This is a genomic window from Streptomyces xanthophaeus (assembly GCF_000725805.1).
Lineage (GTDB): Bacteria > Actinomycetota > Actinomycetes > Streptomycetales > Streptomycetaceae > Streptomyces > Streptomyces xanthophaeus.
The window spans coordinates 1-14,159 of the sequence record NZ_JOFT01000024.1; the positions used below are offsets into that span (position 1 = coordinate 1).

The following is a 14,159-nucleotide window of genomic DNA, read 5'->3' on the forward strand; positions in this document are numbered from 1 at the left end:
GCGCCCGGTCGGGTTCACCAGCAGGCGGTAGCCCTCGGTGTCCAGCTTGATGCCGTCCTCGACGAGCTGCGCCAGCACGTGCTCGACGACGAACTCCCGGATGTCGGGAGCGAGCAGCGAGTCCAGGTCGATGTCGGACGCGTGCTGCGAGGACACCACGACGGTGTCCAGACGCACGGCCTTGTCGCCGTCGTACTCGATGGTGACCTGGGTCTTGCCGTCGGGACGCAGGTACGGGATGGTCCCGTTCTTGCGGACCTCGGACAGCCGACGGGAGAGCCGGTGCGCCAGGTGGATCGGGAGCGGCATCAGCTCGGGCGTCTCGTCGCACGCGTAGCCGAACATCAGGCCCTGGTCGCCCGCGCCCTGCCCCGCGCCCTGCTTGTCGAGCTCGTCCTCGTCGCCCTCGACGCGCTTCTCGTACGCCGTGTCGACACCCTGCGCGATGTCCGGGGACTGCGCACCGATGGACACCGACACACCGCACGAAGCGCCGTCGAAGCCCTTCTTCGAGGAGTCGTAGGAGGTCGGGTCCTCGCGCAGCAGGGCGTCGAGGATCGTGTCGCTGATCTGGTCAGCGATCTTGTCGGGGTGGCCCTCGGTCACGGACTCCGAGGTAAAGAGGCGGCGGGACACATCGCTCCCTGGGGTTGCAGCGGCTGCTGGCTGATCAATTGGCGGGACCACATCGGGGGCTGCGCCCGATCACGTTCCGACTGCAGTTTATCGGTCGCCACCGTTTCACGGACCACCCGTCTCGCCTTATGGGAGCCACGTGACCTGCGACACTCCATTCTGGCGTACGGATTCGCCCAGGAAAAGCGCCGTGCTCAGGCGCGTCGCGGGGTAAGCCGGGCCACGACCTGGTCCCAGATCACCTCGGCCAGGGCTTCCTTCGGCCCATGGGGAACCTGGACCTCAGCTCCGTCAGAGCTCAAGATCACGGCCTCGTTCTCCTCCGATCCGAAGGTCTTGGCCTCGCCCACCTCGTTCACCACGAGCAGATCACAGCCCTTGCGCAGGAGCTTGGCCCGGCCGTTGGCGAGGACGTCGTCGGTCTCGGCGGCGAATCCCACCACCACCTGACCCTCCCGCGCCCGGTCGGCCGAGACCTCCGCGAGCACGTCGGGGTTGCGCACGAGCGCGACGGGAGCGGGCTCCTGCCCGTCCTTCTTCTTGATCTTCCCGCTCGCGTACTCGGCGGGCCGGAAGTCGGCGACGGCCGCGGCCATCACCACGGCGTCGGCGTCCCGGGCCGCCTCCAGCACGGCGGCCCGCAGCTGCACGGCCGTCCCGACGCGTACGAGGTCCACCCCGGCGGGGTCGGCCAGCGCGGTGTCGGCCGCGACCAGGGTGACGCGGGCCCCGCGGGCCACGGCGGTGCGGGCGAGCGCGTAGCCCTGCTTGCCGGAGGAGCGGTTGCCGAGGAAGCGGACCGGGTCCAGCGGCTCGCGCGTACCCCCGGCGCTGATCACCACGTGCCGGCCGACGAGGTCCGGCTCGGCCGTCCCGCGCGCCAGGACGCCCCGGCACACCTCGAAGATCTCCTCGGGGTCGGGCAGCCGCCCCTTGCCGGTGTCCTTGCCGGTGAGACGGCCGACGGCGGGCTCGATGACGACGGCTCCGCGGCGGCGCAGCGTGGCCACGTTCTCCTGGGTGGCCGGGTGCTCCCACATCTCGGTGTGCATGGCCGGGGCGAAGACCACCGGACAGCGGGCGGTGAGCAGGGTGTTCGTGAGCAGGTCGTCCGCCAGCCCGTGGGCGGCCTTGGCCAGCATGTCCGCGGTGGCCGGGGCGACGACGACGAGGTCGGCGGACTGGCCGATGCGCACGTGCGGCACCTCGTGGACGGTCTCCCACACCTCGGTGGAGGCCGGGTTCCCGGAGAGGGCGGCCCAGGTGGCCTCGCCGACGAAGTTCAGGGAGGCCGCCGTGGGCACCACCCGTACCTCGTGCCCGGACTCGGTCAGCCGGCGCAGCAGCTCGCACGCCTTGTAGGCGGCGATCCCGCCGCTGACCCCGAGGACGACCTTCGGCTTACCCACCACGTACTTCCCTTCGACGCGCGCGACGGCTTCGGCTCCGGCCGTCGTACCCCTCCATGACACACCACAGGCCCGGCAGATGTTCTGCCGGGCCTGTGGTGAAAGGACTTCTCGGTGCCTTACTGAGCCGGGGCCTCGATGGCCTCGGAGGTCAGCAGACCCGCGTTGATCTCGCGCAGCGCGATCGAAAGCGGCTTCTCGTGGACGTGGGTGTCCACCAGCGGGCCGACGTACTCGAGCAGGCCCTCACCGAGCTGCGAGTAGTACGCGTTGATCTGACGCGCCCGCTTGGCCGCGTAGATCACGAGGCTGTACTTCGAGTCCGTGGCCTCGAGCAGCTCGTCGATCGGCGGGTTGATGATGCCCTCGGGCGCAGTGATGGAAGAGGACACGCTCTACCTTCCGAAGATGGGTGAAAGATCAAACATTAACCGAAGAAACGGTCAACGATCAGACAACTTCCATCAAGGCTAGCAGCTCGCGCGCTACGTCCTCGACGGAGGTGTTGACAAGGGTGGTGTCGAACTCCGATTCGGCAGCGAGTTCGATCTTGGCCTGATCGAGCCGGCGTGCGATGACCTCCGCCGATTCGGTGCCGCGGCCGGTGAGCCGACGCACCAGCTCGTCCCAGCTCGGCGGGGCGAGGAAGACCAGCTGGGCCTCGGGCATGGACTCGCGGACCAGCCGGGCGCCCTGGAGATCGATCTCCAGCAGGACCGGCTCGCCGTTCTCCAGGCGCTCCAGGACCGCGCCGCGCGGTGTGCCGTAGCGGTTGCCCGCGAACTCGGCCCACTCCAGCAGCTCGCCGTTGGCGATCAGCTTGTCGAACTCGTCGTCGGAGACGAAGAAGTAGTGGACTCCGTGTCGCTCACCGGGCCGCGGCTTGCGGGTGGTGGCCGACACCGAGAGCCATACCTCCGGGTGGACCTTGCGCATATGCGCGACGACCGTGCTCTTGCCGACCCCCGAAGGGCCGGAGAGCACGGTCAGCCGCGGACGAACCTCTGCTGCCATAGAGCGATTATCCAGGTTCCCGGGACTGCCTGAGAACGCCGGAAGCACTCCGGGCGACGCGTCAGCCGGCAGGGGTGCCGAACTCACGCTCCAGAGAAGCGATCTGGTTGGAACCGAGACCTCGGACACGCCGGGACTCGGAGATGCCGAGGCGCTCCATGATCTGCTTGGCGCGCACCTTGCCCACGCCAGGCAGGGACTCCAGCAGGGCGGAGACCTTCATCTTGCCGATGACGTCGTTCTCCTGGCCCGTCTTGATGACCTCTTGGAGCGAGGCGCCGGAGTGCTTGAGTCGATTCTTCACCTCGGCCCGCTCCCGGCGAGCCGCGGCGGCCTTTTCGAGCGCGGCTGCGCGCTGTTCAGGGGTAAGGGGCGGAAGAGCCACGCCTACGTCACCTCGGATGTCGAACTGTCGGATACGGACCGGTGGAGAGCCCGCAGGCACCCCACCTGGCGAGGTCCCGAACAGCGGTGATGCTCGTTCGCTGCTCGTTCACTCTGATCGGAGACTAGCGGCCATGGCCGCTCCAGTCAGCGAGAACGGACGAAAAGTCCTGGTCAGCCTCCACCGAACCGTACATCTAGGACAAAACACCCCGGTTTTGTCCGGTGACAGACGTTCTCTTTTCGTCACGACGTGCGATGCGCAGGCCCCGAGGGCCCCCGAGCGGCCCGAATCCGCGTGCGGCAGGCCCCCTGCGCGGCCCCTCACCACGGCAGCGACCGTGATGAGGGTCACAGCGGCCCGTCCGGGACCGCTACGCGGAGACGGCCGCGCGGATCTCGTCGGCGAAGGCGGCCGCGGAGGAGCGCAGGGCGGCCACGTCCGGGCCGTGCTTGAGCACGCCGCGCGAGACGTTCGGCACCACGTTGCCCACCGCCTTGCCGAAGACGCCCGGCAGGTCCGCCGCCGTCGCGCCCTGCGCCCCGATGCCGGGGGCCAGGAGCGGACCGTTGATGTCCAGGTCGAAGGAGGACAGGTCGCCCAGCGTGGCGCCGACCACCGCTCCGAAGGAGCCCATGGGAGCCGCGCCCGCGTTCTCGGCGGCCAGGTGCGCCAGCATCGTCGCGCCGATGGTCCGGCCGTCCTCGCGGACCGCCCGCTGGACCTCCGCACCCTCCGGGTTCGAGGTCAGGGCCAGGACGAACAGGCCCGCGCCCGACGCGCGCGCCAGGTCCACCGCGGGCTTCAGCGAGCCGTAGCCCAGGTACGGGGAGACCGTCAGGGCGTCGGAGAAGAGCGGGGAGGCGGGGTCCAGGAAGGCCGAGGCGTACGCCGCCATCGTGGAGCCGATGTCGCCGCGCTTGGCGTCCATCACCACGAGGGTGCCGGCGGCGCGGGCGTCGGCCACGGTCCGTTCCAGCACCGCGACACCGCGGGAGCCGAACCGCTCGAAGAAGGCGGCCTGCGGCTTGAAGACCGCCACCGACTCGGCCAGCGCCTCGACGACCGTACGGGAGAACCGCTCCAGGCCGGCGATGTCGTCGGCCAGGCCCCACTGGGCCAGCAGCGCGGCGTGCGGGTCGATGCCCACGCACAGCGGTCCGCGGGTGTCCATCGCCGCGCGCAGGCGGGTGCCGAAGGGGGTCACAGTGCTCACAGCGCGGCCTTTCGGTTCTCGGCGCCCACCGCTTCGGCGAGCGTCGCGTACGGGCTGTTGGCCAGGCGAGCGGCCAGGCCCTTGTGGATGGCGCGGGCGTAGAAGGGGCCCTCGTAGATGAAGGCGCTGTAGCCCTGGACCAGGGTGGCCCCGGCCAGGATCCGCTGCCAGGCGTCCTCGGCGTTCTCGACGCCCCCGACGCCGACGAGGACCAGCCGGTCCCCCACACGGGCGTACAGGCGGCGCAGGACCTCCAGCGAGCGCTCCTTGACGGGGGCGCCGGACAGCCCGCCGGTCTCCTTCACCAGGGCCGGGGAGGACTTCAGCCCCAGGCCCTCGCGGGCGATGGTGGTGTTGGTCGCGATGATGCCGTCGAGGCCGAGCTCCAGGGCCAGGTCGGCGACGGCGTCCACGTCCTCGTCCGCGAGGTCCGGGGCGATCTTGACCAGCAGCGGGACCCGGCGGCCGGTGACGACCCGGTCCGCGGCCTCGCGCACGGCGGTCAGCAGCGGCCGCAGCGATTCGGTGGCCTGGAGGTTGCGCAGCCCCGGGGTGTTCGGGGAGGAGACGTTCACGACGAGGTAGTCGGCGTGCCGGGCGAGGCGCTCGGTGGAGGCGACGTAGTCCGCCACCGCCTCTTCCTCGGGCACCACCTTGGTCTTGCCGATGTTGACGCCGACCACGGTGTTGAAGACCGGCGTACGGGCGGCCAGACGCGCCGCGACGGCGGCGGAGCCCTCGTTGTTGAAGCCCATGCGGTTGATCAGCGCACGGTCCGGGACCAGGCGGAACAGCCGCTTCTTGGGGTTGCCCGGCTGGGCCCGGGCCGTGACCGTGCCGATCTCGATGTGGTCGAAGCCGAGCATGGACATGCCGTCGATGGCGACGGCGTTCTTGTCGAAGCCCGCCGCGAGGCCGAAGGGGCCGTGCATCCGCAGGCCGAGGGCCTCGGTGCGAAGCTCCTTGTGGCGGGGGGCGAGCCAGGCCGCGAGGAAGGTGCGCAGCACGGGGGTGCGGGCGGCGAGGCGGATCCAGCGGAAGGCCATGTAGTGGGCCTGCTCCGGGTCCATCCGCTTGAAGACCAGGTTGAAGAAGAGCTTGTACATCGTCGAGAAGGATCCCTCTGCGCTCATGGAAAGGGGGACACCCGTCGTGAAACCGGTGTCCCCCCTCCCGTGTCCGGGCTGTACGGGCTGCTTGCTAGTCGCGTGCCGCGGTCAGGTGCTGCGCGTGCTCCTGGAGGGAGCGCACGCCCACGCCGCCGTGGTTGAGGGCGTCGATGCCCTGGACGGCCGCGGCGAGCGCCTGGACCGTCGTCAGGCACGGGACGCCGCGCGCCACGGCCGCCGTGCGGATCTCGTAGCCGTCGAGGCGGCCACCCGTGCCGTACGGGGTGTTGACGATCAGGTCGACCTGGCCGTCGTGGATGAGCTGGACGATGGTCTTCTCGCCGTCCGGGCCCTCGCCCTCGCTGAGCTTGCGCACGACGGTGGCGTTGATGCCGTTGCGGCGCAGCACCTCAGCGGTGCCGGAGGTGGCCATCAGCTCGAAGCCGTGGGCGACCAGCTCGCGCGCCGGGAAGATCATCGTGCGCTTGTCGCGGTTGGCGACGGAGATGAACGCGCGGCCCTTGGTGGGCAGCGGGCCGTAGGCGCCGGCCTGCGACTTGGCGTAGGCCGTGCCGAAGACCGAGTCGATGCCCATGACCTCGCCGGTGGAGCGCATCTCCGGGCCGAGGACGGTGTCCACGCCGCGGCCCTGGATGTCGCGGAAGCGCGACCAGGGCATGACGGCCTCCTTGACGGAGATCGGCGCGTCGAGCGGCAGGGTGCCGCCGTCGCCGGTCTTCGGCAGCAGGCCCTCGGCGCGCAGCTCGGCGATGGTGGTGCCGAGCGAGATGCGGGCGGCGGCCTTGGCGAGGGGGACGGCGGTCGCCTTCGAGGTGAAGGGGACGGTCCGGGAGGCGCGCGGGTTGGCCTCCAGGACGTAGAGGATGTCGCCGGCCATCGCGAACTGGATGTTGATCAGGCCGCGTACGCCGACGCCCTTGGCGATGGCCTCGGTGGAGACCCGCAGACGCTTGATGTCGTGGCCGCCGAGGGTGATCGGAGGCAGGGCGCAGGCGGAGTCGCCCGAGTGGATGCCCGCTTCCTCGATGTGCTCCATGACGCCGCCGAGGTAGAGCTCGTGGCCGTCGTAGAGCGCGTCGACGTCGATCTCGATGGCGTCGTCGAGGAAGCGGTCGACCAGCACGGGGCGGGTCGGGGAGATCTCGGTGGACTCGGCGATGTACGCCTCGAGGCGGGTCTCGTCGTAGACGATCTCCATGCCGCGGCCGCCGAGCACGTAGGACGGGCGCACCAGGACCGGGTAGCCGATCTCGTCGGCGATGGCCTTGGCACCCGTGAAGGTGGTGGCGGTGCCGTGCTTGGGGGCGGGCAGGCCCGCGTCGGCGAGGACCTGGCCGAAGGCGCCGCGGTCCTCGGCGGCGTGGATGGCCTCGGGCGAGGTGCCGACCACCGGTACGCCGTTGTCCTTGAGGGCCTGGGCGAGACCGAGGGGGGTCTGGCCGCCGAGCTGGACGATGACGCCGGCGATGGGGCCCGCGAGGGACTCCGCGTGGACGATCTCCAGCACGTCCTCGAGCGTGAGCGGCTCGAAGTACAGGCGGTCGGAGGTGTCGTAGTCGGTGGAGACGGTCTCCGGGTTGCAGTTGACCATCACGGTCTCGTAGCCCGCGTCGCTGAGCGCGAAGGAGGCGTGGACGCAGGAGTAGTCGAACTCGATGCCCTGGCCGATGCGGTTCGGGCCGGAGCCCAGGATGATGACCGCGGGCTTGGTGCGCGGGGCGACCTCGGACTCCTCGTCGTAGGACGAGTAGAAGTACGGGGTCTTCGCGGCGAACTCGGCGGCGCAGGTGTCGACCGTCTTGTAGACCGGGCGGACGCCGAGCGCGTGCCGGACCTCGCGGACGACGTCCTCGCGCAGGCCGCGGATCTCGGCGATCTGGGCGTCGGAGAAGCCGTGGCGCTTGGCCTCGGCGAGCAGCTCGGGGTGGAGCTTCTCGGCGGCGGCCAGGTCGTCCGCGATCTCCTTGATGAGGAAGAGCTGGTCGACGAACCAGGGGTCGATCTTCGTGGACTCGAAGACCTCTTCCTGGGTGGCGCCGGCGCGGATGGCCTGCATGACGGTGTTGATGCGGCCGTCGGTCGGGCGGACCGCGGTGGCGAGCAGCTCCGCCTTGTCGCCGACCGGGCCGACGAAGGTGAACTGCGAGCCCTTCTTCTCCAGGGAGCGCAGGGCCTTCTGGAGGGCCTCGGTGAAGTTGCGGCCGATGGCCATGGCCTCGCCCACCGACTTCATGGTGGTGGTGAGGGTGGCGTCGGCGAGCGGGAACTTCTCGAAGGCGAAGCGCGGTGCCTTGACGACGACGTAGTCGAGGGACGGCTCGAAGGAGGCCGGCGTCTTCTCGGTGATGTCGTTGGGGACCTCGTCGAGGGTGTAGCCGATGGCCAGCTTGGCGGCGATCTTGGCGATCGGGAAGCCGGTGGCCTTCGACGCGAGCGCCGAGGAGCGCGAGACGCGCGGGTTCATCTCGATGACGATGACCCGGCCGTCGGTGGGGTCGATCGCGAACTGGATGTTGCAGCCGCCGGTGTCGACGCCGACCTCGCGGATGATCGCGATGCCGATGTCGCGCAGCCGCTGGTACTCGCGGTCGGTCAGGGTCATCGCCGGGGCGACGGTGATGGAGTCGCCGGTGTGGACGCCCATCGGGTCGAAGTTCTCGATGGAGCAGACGACGACCACGTTGTCCTTGGTGTCGCGCATCAGCTCCAGCTCGTACTCCTTCCAGCCGAGGATGGACTCCTCCAGGAGGACCTCGGTGGTCGGGGAGAGCGTCAGGCCCTGGCCGGCGATGCGGCGCAGCTCGTCCTCGTCGTGGGCGAAGCCGGAGCCGGCGCCGCCCATGGTGAAGGAGGGGCGCACGACGACGGGGTAGCCGCCGAGGGTCTCGACGCCCTGGATGACGTCGTCCATCGTGTGGCAGATGACCGAGCGGGCGGACTCGCCGTACCCGATCTTGGCCTTGACGGCCTCGACGACGCCCTTGAAGAGGTCGCGGTCCTCGCCCTTGTTGATGGCCTCGACGTTGGCGCCGATCAGCTCGACGCCGTACTTCTCCAGCACACCCTGCTCGTGCATGGAGATGGCGGTGTTGAGCGCGGTCTGGCCGCCGAGGGTCGGGAGCAGCGCGTCGGGGCGCTCCTTCGCGATGATCTTCTCGACGAACTCGGGGGTGATCGGCTCGACGTACGTGGCGTCGGCGATCTCCGGGTCGGTCATGATCGTCGCGGGGTTGGAGTTCACCAGGATGACCCGCAGGCCCTCGGCCTTGAGGATGCGGCAGGCCTGGGTGCCGGAGTAGTCGAACTCCGCGGCCTGGCCGATGACGATCGGGCCGGAGCCGATGACCAGGACGGACTGGATATCGGTGCGCTTAGGCACGCTCGGCCTCCATCAGATTCACGAAACGGTCGAAGAGGTACGCGGCGTCGTGCGGGCCGGCGGCCGCCTCGGGGTGGTACTGGACGGAGAAGGCCGGCTGGTCGAGCAGCTGGAGGCCTTCGACGACCTGGTCGTTCAGGCAGACGTGGGAGACCTCGGCGCGGCCGTAGGGGGTCTCGGAGACCTTGTCGAGGGGCGCGTCGACGGCGAAGCCGTGGTTGTGCGCGGTGATCTCGACCTTGCCCGTGCTGCGGTCCTGGACCGGCTGGTTGATGCCGCGGTGGCCGTACTTCAGCTTGTAGGTGCCGAAGCCGAGCGCGCGGCCCAGGATCTGATTGCCGAAGCAGATGCCGAACAGCGGGGTCTTGCGGGCGAGGACGCCCTGCATGACCGCGACGGGGCCGTCGGCGGTGGCCGGGTCGCCCGGGCCGTTGGAGAAGAACACGCCGTCCGGCTGGACCGCGTAGACGTCCTCGACGGTGGCGGTGGCGGGCAGCACGTGCACCTCGATGCCGCGCTCGGCCATCCGGTGCGGGGTCATGCCCTTGATGCCGAGGTCGACGGCGGCGACGGTGAAGCGCTTCTCGCCGATGGCGGGGACCACGTAGGTCTCCTTGGTGGCGACCTCGGCGGAGAGGTTCGCGCCCTTCATCTGCGGGGCTTCCTTGACGCGGGCCAGCAGGGCCTCGTCGCGGACGCCGGTCCAGGCCTCGCCGGAGAAGATGCCGACGCGCATGGCGCCGCGCTCGCGCAGGTGGCGGGTCAGGGCGCGGGTGTCGATGCCGGAGATGCCGACGACGCCCTGCCTGACCAGCTCCTCGTCCAGCGAGCGCTGCGAGCGCCAGTTGGAGGGGACGCGGGCGGGGTCGCGTACGACGTAGCCGGACACCCAGATGCGGGAGGACTCGGGGTCCTCGTCGTTGACGCCGGTGTTGCCCACGTGCGGGGAGGTCATGACGACGACCTGGCGGTGGTACGACGGGTCGGTGAGGGTCTCCTGGTAGCCGGTCATGCCGGTGGAGAACACGGCCTCACCGAAGGTCTCCCCCACAGCGCCGTAGGCGCGGCCGCGGAAGATCCGACCGTCCTCCAGGACGAGTACGGCGGGAGCTTTGGCTGCTCCCCTGGTGGAGGTCGTCATCGTTCGGCGCCTTCCGTCGTGATGGATGAGTTCATGTTGTTGATCGCCTCGACCCACGCGGCGTGCTCGGCCGCGCGGTCGGAGCGGAATCCGGAGTCGATCTCCTTGTCACCGTGCGCCCAGGTGACGACGAGGAGACCGCCCTCGGTGAGTACCTTGCCCGCGATTCCCTTGTCGAGGCGGGCGCCGCGCAGCTGCGCGGCCGGTACGAAGAAGTCGGTGGCACCCGGACGGACCACGTCGAGGCCCGCATCGGTGAGCGTGAGCTCCACCCGGCTGCGGACACCCAGGCCGTGGGCGACGATCCGGTCGAGCCATTGCCCCGCGGTGGTGGACCCGTGGTACCGGCCGGTCAGGGCCAGCCGGTGCTCGGGGAGGCCCTCGGGGGCGGCGGGCAGCTCCGGCAGGTCGTTCTGCAGGGCTCCTCGCCATTTCCAGCCCTGCCGCATCAGCCAGTACACAAACGCGATGAAGACGAGCAGACCGATCACCCACGCCATGCGTGCGCCCCAGTCCGTCACCTCCGCCGACCGTCGTTCGGCGGCCTCGGCGGCCAGTTGGATTACAGCAGGTGTCACGCCAGCGTCCCGTCCACGACCGTTGCCCGGCCCCGCAGGAAGGTATGAGTGACGCGCCCCGGCAGCTCACGGCCCTCGTAAGGCGTGTTGCGGCTGCGGGAGGCGAAATGTGCGGGGTCCACGACACCACGGTACGAGGTATCGACCAGCGTCAGGTTCGCGGGTTCACCTGCCGAGACGGGGCGGCCGTGGTTGTCCAGGCCGCCGATGCGCGCCGGGGCGAAGGACATCCGCTCGGCGACGCCCGCCCAGTCGAGCAGTCCGGTCTCCACCATCGTCTGCTGGACGACGGAGAGCGCGGTCTCCAGGCCCACCATGCCCATGGCGGCGGCGGCCCACTCGCAGTCCTTGTCCTCGTGGGGGTGCGGGGCGTGGTCGGTGGCGACGATGTCGATCGTGCCGTCGGCGAGCGCCTCGCGCAGGGCCAGCACGTCGCGCTCGGTGCGCAGCGGCGGGTTGACCTTGTAGACGGCGTTGTACGAGCGCACGAGCTCCTCGGTGAGCAGGAGGTGGTGCGGGGTGACCTCGGCGGTGACGTCGATGCCGCGGGACTTGGCCCAGCGGACGATCTCGACGGAGCCGGCCGTGGAGAGGTGGCAGATGTGGACGCGGGAGCCGACGTGCTCGGCGAGGAGCACGTCACGGGCGATGATCGACTCCTCGGCGACGGCCGGCCAGCCGCCGAGGCCCAGCTCGGCGGAGACGACGCCCTCGTTCATCTGCGCGCCCTCGGTGAGGCGCGGCTCCTGGGCGTGCTGGGCGACGACGCCGCCGAAGGCCTTCACGTACTCCAGGGCGCGGCGCATGATCACGGCGTCGTCCACGCACTTGCCGTCGTCGGAGAAGACGGTGACGCGGGCCGCGGAGTCGTGCATGGCACCCAGCTCGGAGAGCTGCTTGCCCTCCAGGCCGACGGTGACGGCGCCGATGGGCTGCACGTCGCAGTAGCCGGACTCCTTGCCCAGGCGCCAGACCTGCTCGACGACGCCGGCGGTGTCGGCGACCGGGAAGGTGTTCGCCATGGCGAAGACGGCGGTGTAGCCGCCGGAGGCGGCGGCGCGGGTGCCGGTGAGGACGGTCTCGGAGTCCTCGCGGCCGGGCTCGCGCAGGTGGGTGTGGAGGTCGACGAGGCCGGGGAGGAGGGTCTGGCCCTCGGCCTCGATGACGGTCGCGCCTTCGGCGGACAGGCCGGTGCCGACCTCGGCGATGGTCTCGCCGTCGATCAGGACGTCCTGCGCCTCGCCGCCGAGTACCTTCGCGCCACGGATAAGGATCTTGCTCATGGTTACTTGCTCTCCTCGGCATCAGAGGGACGGCGCGAAGCGCCTCCATCAAGGGTGGTGGTGGGCGACGGGCGGGAGGCAGCGGGGGTGGTGACGGCGGGCTCGGAGCCTCCGAGCAACAGGTACAGGACGGCCATCCGGGTGGAGACGCCGTTGGCGACCTGCTCTACGGCCGTGCAGCGGTCGGAGTCGGCGACCGCGGCGGTGATCTCCATGCCGCGGTTCATCGGGCCGGGGTGCATGACGATGGCGTGCTCGGGCATCTTGGCCATCCGGTCGCCGTCGAGCCCGTACCGGCGGGAGTACTCGCGCTCGGTCGGGAAGAAGGCGGCGTTCATGCGTTCGCGCTGCACACGCAGCATCATCACCGCATCGGACTTCGGGAGCACCTCGTCGAGGTTGTACGAGACCTCGCAGGGCCAGCTCTCGATGCCGATCGGGACCAGCGTGGGCGGGGCCACCACGGTGACCTGGGCGCCGAGGGTGTGCAGCAGCAGGACGTTGGAGCGGGCCACCCGGCTGTGCAGGACGTCGCCGACGATGGTGATCCGGCGGCCGTCGAGGTCCTTGCCGAGGCCCGCGTCGCGGCCGACCAGGCGGCGGCGCATGGTGAAGGCGTCGAGCAGGGCCTGGGTGGGGTGCTCGTGGGTGCCGTCACCGGCGTTGACCACGGCGGAGTCGATCCAGCCGGAGGTCGCGAGCCGGTAGGGGGCGCCGGAGGCGTGGTGGCGGATGACGACGGCGTCCGCGCCCATCGCCTCCAGGGTCAGGGCCGTGTCCTTCAGGGATTCGCCCTTGGAAACGGACGAGCCCTTGGCGGAGAAGTTGATGACGTCGGCGGAGAGCCGCTTGGCGGCCGCCTCGAAGGAGATCCTGGTGCGGGTCGAGTCCTCGAAGAAGAGGTTGACGACCGTGAGACCGCGCAGGGTGGGCAGCTTCTTGATCGGCCGGTCCGCGACGCGGGCCATCTCCTCGGCGGTGTCGAGGATCAGGACGGCGTCGTCGCGCGTGAGATCGGCGGCCGAGATGAGGTGGCGCTTCATCTGGGTGCTCCGTAGGTCGAAAGGGCAGGCAGGCGGACTGACTGGCGGGAGTGCGGGCAGGGCGGGGCGGGGCCGGGCGCAGCGCGGCGCGGGGCCCCGCGGGGGCCCTCACGCGTCGGAACTACTGCCCTGCCGTCCGGGGGGTCTGCTGGCCGAGCAGTACGGCGTCACGGCCGTCCTCCTCCTGGAGCTGGACCTTGACGGTCTCCCGCAGCGACGTGGGGAGGTTCTTGCCGACGTAGTCGGCGCGGATCGGCAGTTCGCGGTGGCCGCGGTCGACGAGGACGGCGAGCTGCACGGCGCGGGGGCGGCCGAGGTCGCCGAGCGCGTCGAGGGCGGCCCGGATCGTGCGCCCGGAGAAGAGCACGTCGTCGACGAGGACGACGAGGCGTCCGTCGAGGTCGTCGCCGGGGATCTCGGTGCGGCCGATCGCGCGGGCGGGCTTCATCCGCAGGTCGTCGCGGTACATGGTGATGTCGAGGGAGCCGACGGGGATCTTCGTGCCGGTGATCTCTTCGAGCTTGGCGGCCAGCCGGCGGGCGAGGAACACGCCGCGGGTGGGGATGCCGAGGAGCACCACGTCGTCGGCGCCCTTGGCGCGTTCGACGATCTCGTGGGCGATGCGGGTCAGAACCCGCGCGATGTCCTGCGCCTCGAGTACGGGGCGGGCATCGCTCTGGTGAGCGTCCATGAAAAGGACCTCCTTCTCCGCCTCACGGGACGGACCTTAAAGGACGTCTGATGTACGTCCTCCACGGTAGCAGGACGATTCCACCGCGCCCGAACCGGGCTCGCACCGGCCCCCCTGAAAGAGGCGGCGGAGAGCATTCGGCTTGACGCATCCAAGTAACGCTGCGTAACCTCACAGTGAGTTACCAGCCGCGCGGCGGAGCCGCACGTGGTCAAGGCCGTCACAGCGTCCATGTCGTCACAGCGTCACAGCGT

13 protein-coding genes are annotated in these 14,159 nt (G+C 70.3%); all 13 read right to left on the bottom strand.

What is annotated here, in order from left to right:
- Positions 1-636, bottom strand: a 636-nt coding sequence (locus IO30_RS0116015; protein WP_037894271.1) for an S-adenosylmethionine synthetase N-terminal domain-containing protein, incomplete at its 3' end; no start/stop codon positions are given.
- A 194-nt stretch (positions 637-830) separates the two neighbouring features.
- Positions 831-2,045: a bifunctional phosphopantothenoylcysteine decarboxylase/phosphopantothenate--cysteine ligase CoaBC gene (gene coaBC / locus IO30_RS0116020; protein ID WP_031143527.1), complete on the bottom strand. Its 1,215-nt coding sequence runs from the start codon at positions 2,043-2,045 to the stop codon at positions 831-833.
- A gap of 119 nt (positions 2,046-2,164) precedes the next feature.
- On the bottom strand, positions 2,165-2,437 hold the full coding sequence (gene rpoZ, locus IO30_RS0116025) for a DNA-directed RNA polymerase subunit omega (protein WP_004948662.1): 273 nt from the start codon (positions 2,435-2,437) through the stop codon (positions 2,165-2,167).
- 58 nt (positions 2,438-2,495) lie between these two features.
- Positions 2,496-3,059, bottom strand: a complete 564-nt coding sequence (gmk, locus tag IO30_RS0116030) for a guanylate kinase (protein WP_078904397.1) — start codon at positions 3,057-3,059, stop codon at positions 2,496-2,498.
- 61 nt (positions 3,060-3,120) lie between these two features.
- Positions 3,121-3,444 carry an integration host factor gene (locus IO30_RS0116035; protein WP_008740406.1) on the bottom strand — a complete coding sequence of 108 codons (324 nt, stop codon included), beginning with the start codon at positions 3,442-3,444 and terminating at the stop codon, positions 3,121-3,123.
- Between the two features lie 373 nt (positions 3,445-3,817).
- The gene (gene pyrF, locus IO30_RS0116040; protein ID WP_031143536.1) at positions 3,818-4,660 is read right to left on the bottom strand and encodes an orotidine-5'-phosphate decarboxylase; all 843 of its coding nucleotides are present in this window, start codon (positions 4,658-4,660) and stop codon (positions 3,818-3,820) included.
- Entirely contained in the window at positions 4,657-5,766 is a 1,110-nt protein-coding gene (locus IO30_RS0116045) for a quinone-dependent dihydroorotate dehydrogenase (protein WP_031143538.1), read from the bottom strand. The genes pyrF and IO30_RS0116045 overlap by 4 nt, the downstream gene beginning before the upstream one ends.
- A 94-nt stretch (positions 5,767-5,860) precedes the next feature.
- A complete protein-coding gene (carB, locus tag IO30_RS0116050; RefSeq protein ID WP_031143540.1) occupies positions 5,861-9,169 on the bottom strand; it encodes a carbamoyl-phosphate synthase large subunit in 3,309 nt (1,102 codons plus the stop codon).
- Entirely contained in the window at positions 9,162-10,310 is a 1,149-nt protein-coding gene (gene carA, locus IO30_RS0116055) for a glutamine-hydrolyzing carbamoyl-phosphate synthase small subunit (protein WP_031143542.1), read from the bottom strand. The genes carB and carA overlap by 8 nt, the downstream gene beginning before the upstream one ends.
- Entirely contained in the window at positions 10,307-10,888 is a 582-nt protein-coding gene (locus tag IO30_RS0116060; protein ID WP_031143545.1) for a PH-like domain-containing protein, read from the bottom strand. Before IO30_RS0116060 ends, carA begins: the two co-directional genes overlap by 4 nt.
- Positions 10,885-12,171 (bottom strand): dihydroorotase, encoded by a 1,287-nt coding sequence (locus IO30_RS0116065; RefSeq protein ID WP_031143547.1) that lies wholly within the window; start codon positions 12,169-12,171, stop codon positions 10,885-10,887. Before IO30_RS0116065 ends, IO30_RS0116060 begins: the two co-directional genes overlap by 4 nt.
- A gap of 2 nt (positions 12,172-12,173) precedes the next feature.
- Complete coding sequence (locus tag IO30_RS0116070; protein ID WP_031143548.1) at positions 12,174-13,214, bottom strand: aspartate carbamoyltransferase catalytic subunit; 1,041 nt, start codon at positions 13,212-13,214, stop codon at positions 12,174-12,176.
- Between the two features lie 121 nt (positions 13,215-13,335).
- The gene (pyrR, locus tag IO30_RS0116075; RefSeq protein WP_031143550.1) at positions 13,336-13,905 is read right to left on the bottom strand and encodes a bifunctional pyr operon transcriptional regulator/uracil phosphoribosyltransferase PyrR; all 570 of its coding nucleotides are present in this window, start codon (positions 13,903-13,905) and stop codon (positions 13,336-13,338) included.
- Positions 13,906-14,159: the final 254 nt, after the last annotated feature.

What these genes read in the sequence shown, in the direction of transcription:
- gmk (WP_078904397.1), bottom strand. Translation starts at nt 3,059, where the DNA reads ATGGCAGCAGAGGTTCGTCCGCGGCTGACCGTGCTCTCCGGCCCTTCG.
- IO30_RS0116045 (WP_031143538.1), bottom strand. Translation starts at nt 5,766, where the DNA reads ATGTACAAGCTCTTCTTCAACCTGGTCTTCAAGCGGATGGACCCGGAG.
- carA (WP_031143542.1), bottom strand. Translation starts at nt 10,310, where the DNA reads ATGACGACCTCCACCAGGGGAGCAGCCAAAGCTCCCGCCGTACTCGTC.
- IO30_RS0116065 (WP_031143547.1), bottom strand. Translation starts at nt 12,171, where the DNA reads ATGAGCAAGATCCTTATCCGTGGCGCGAAGGTACTCGGCGGCGAGGCG.
- IO30_RS0116070 (WP_031143548.1), bottom strand. Translation starts at nt 13,214, where the DNA reads ATGAAGCGCCACCTCATCTCGGCCGCCGATCTCACGCGCGACGACGCC.
- pyrR (WP_031143550.1), bottom strand. Translation starts at nt 13,905, where the DNA reads ATGGACGCTCACCAGAGCGATGCCCGCCCCGTACTCGAGGCGCAGGAC.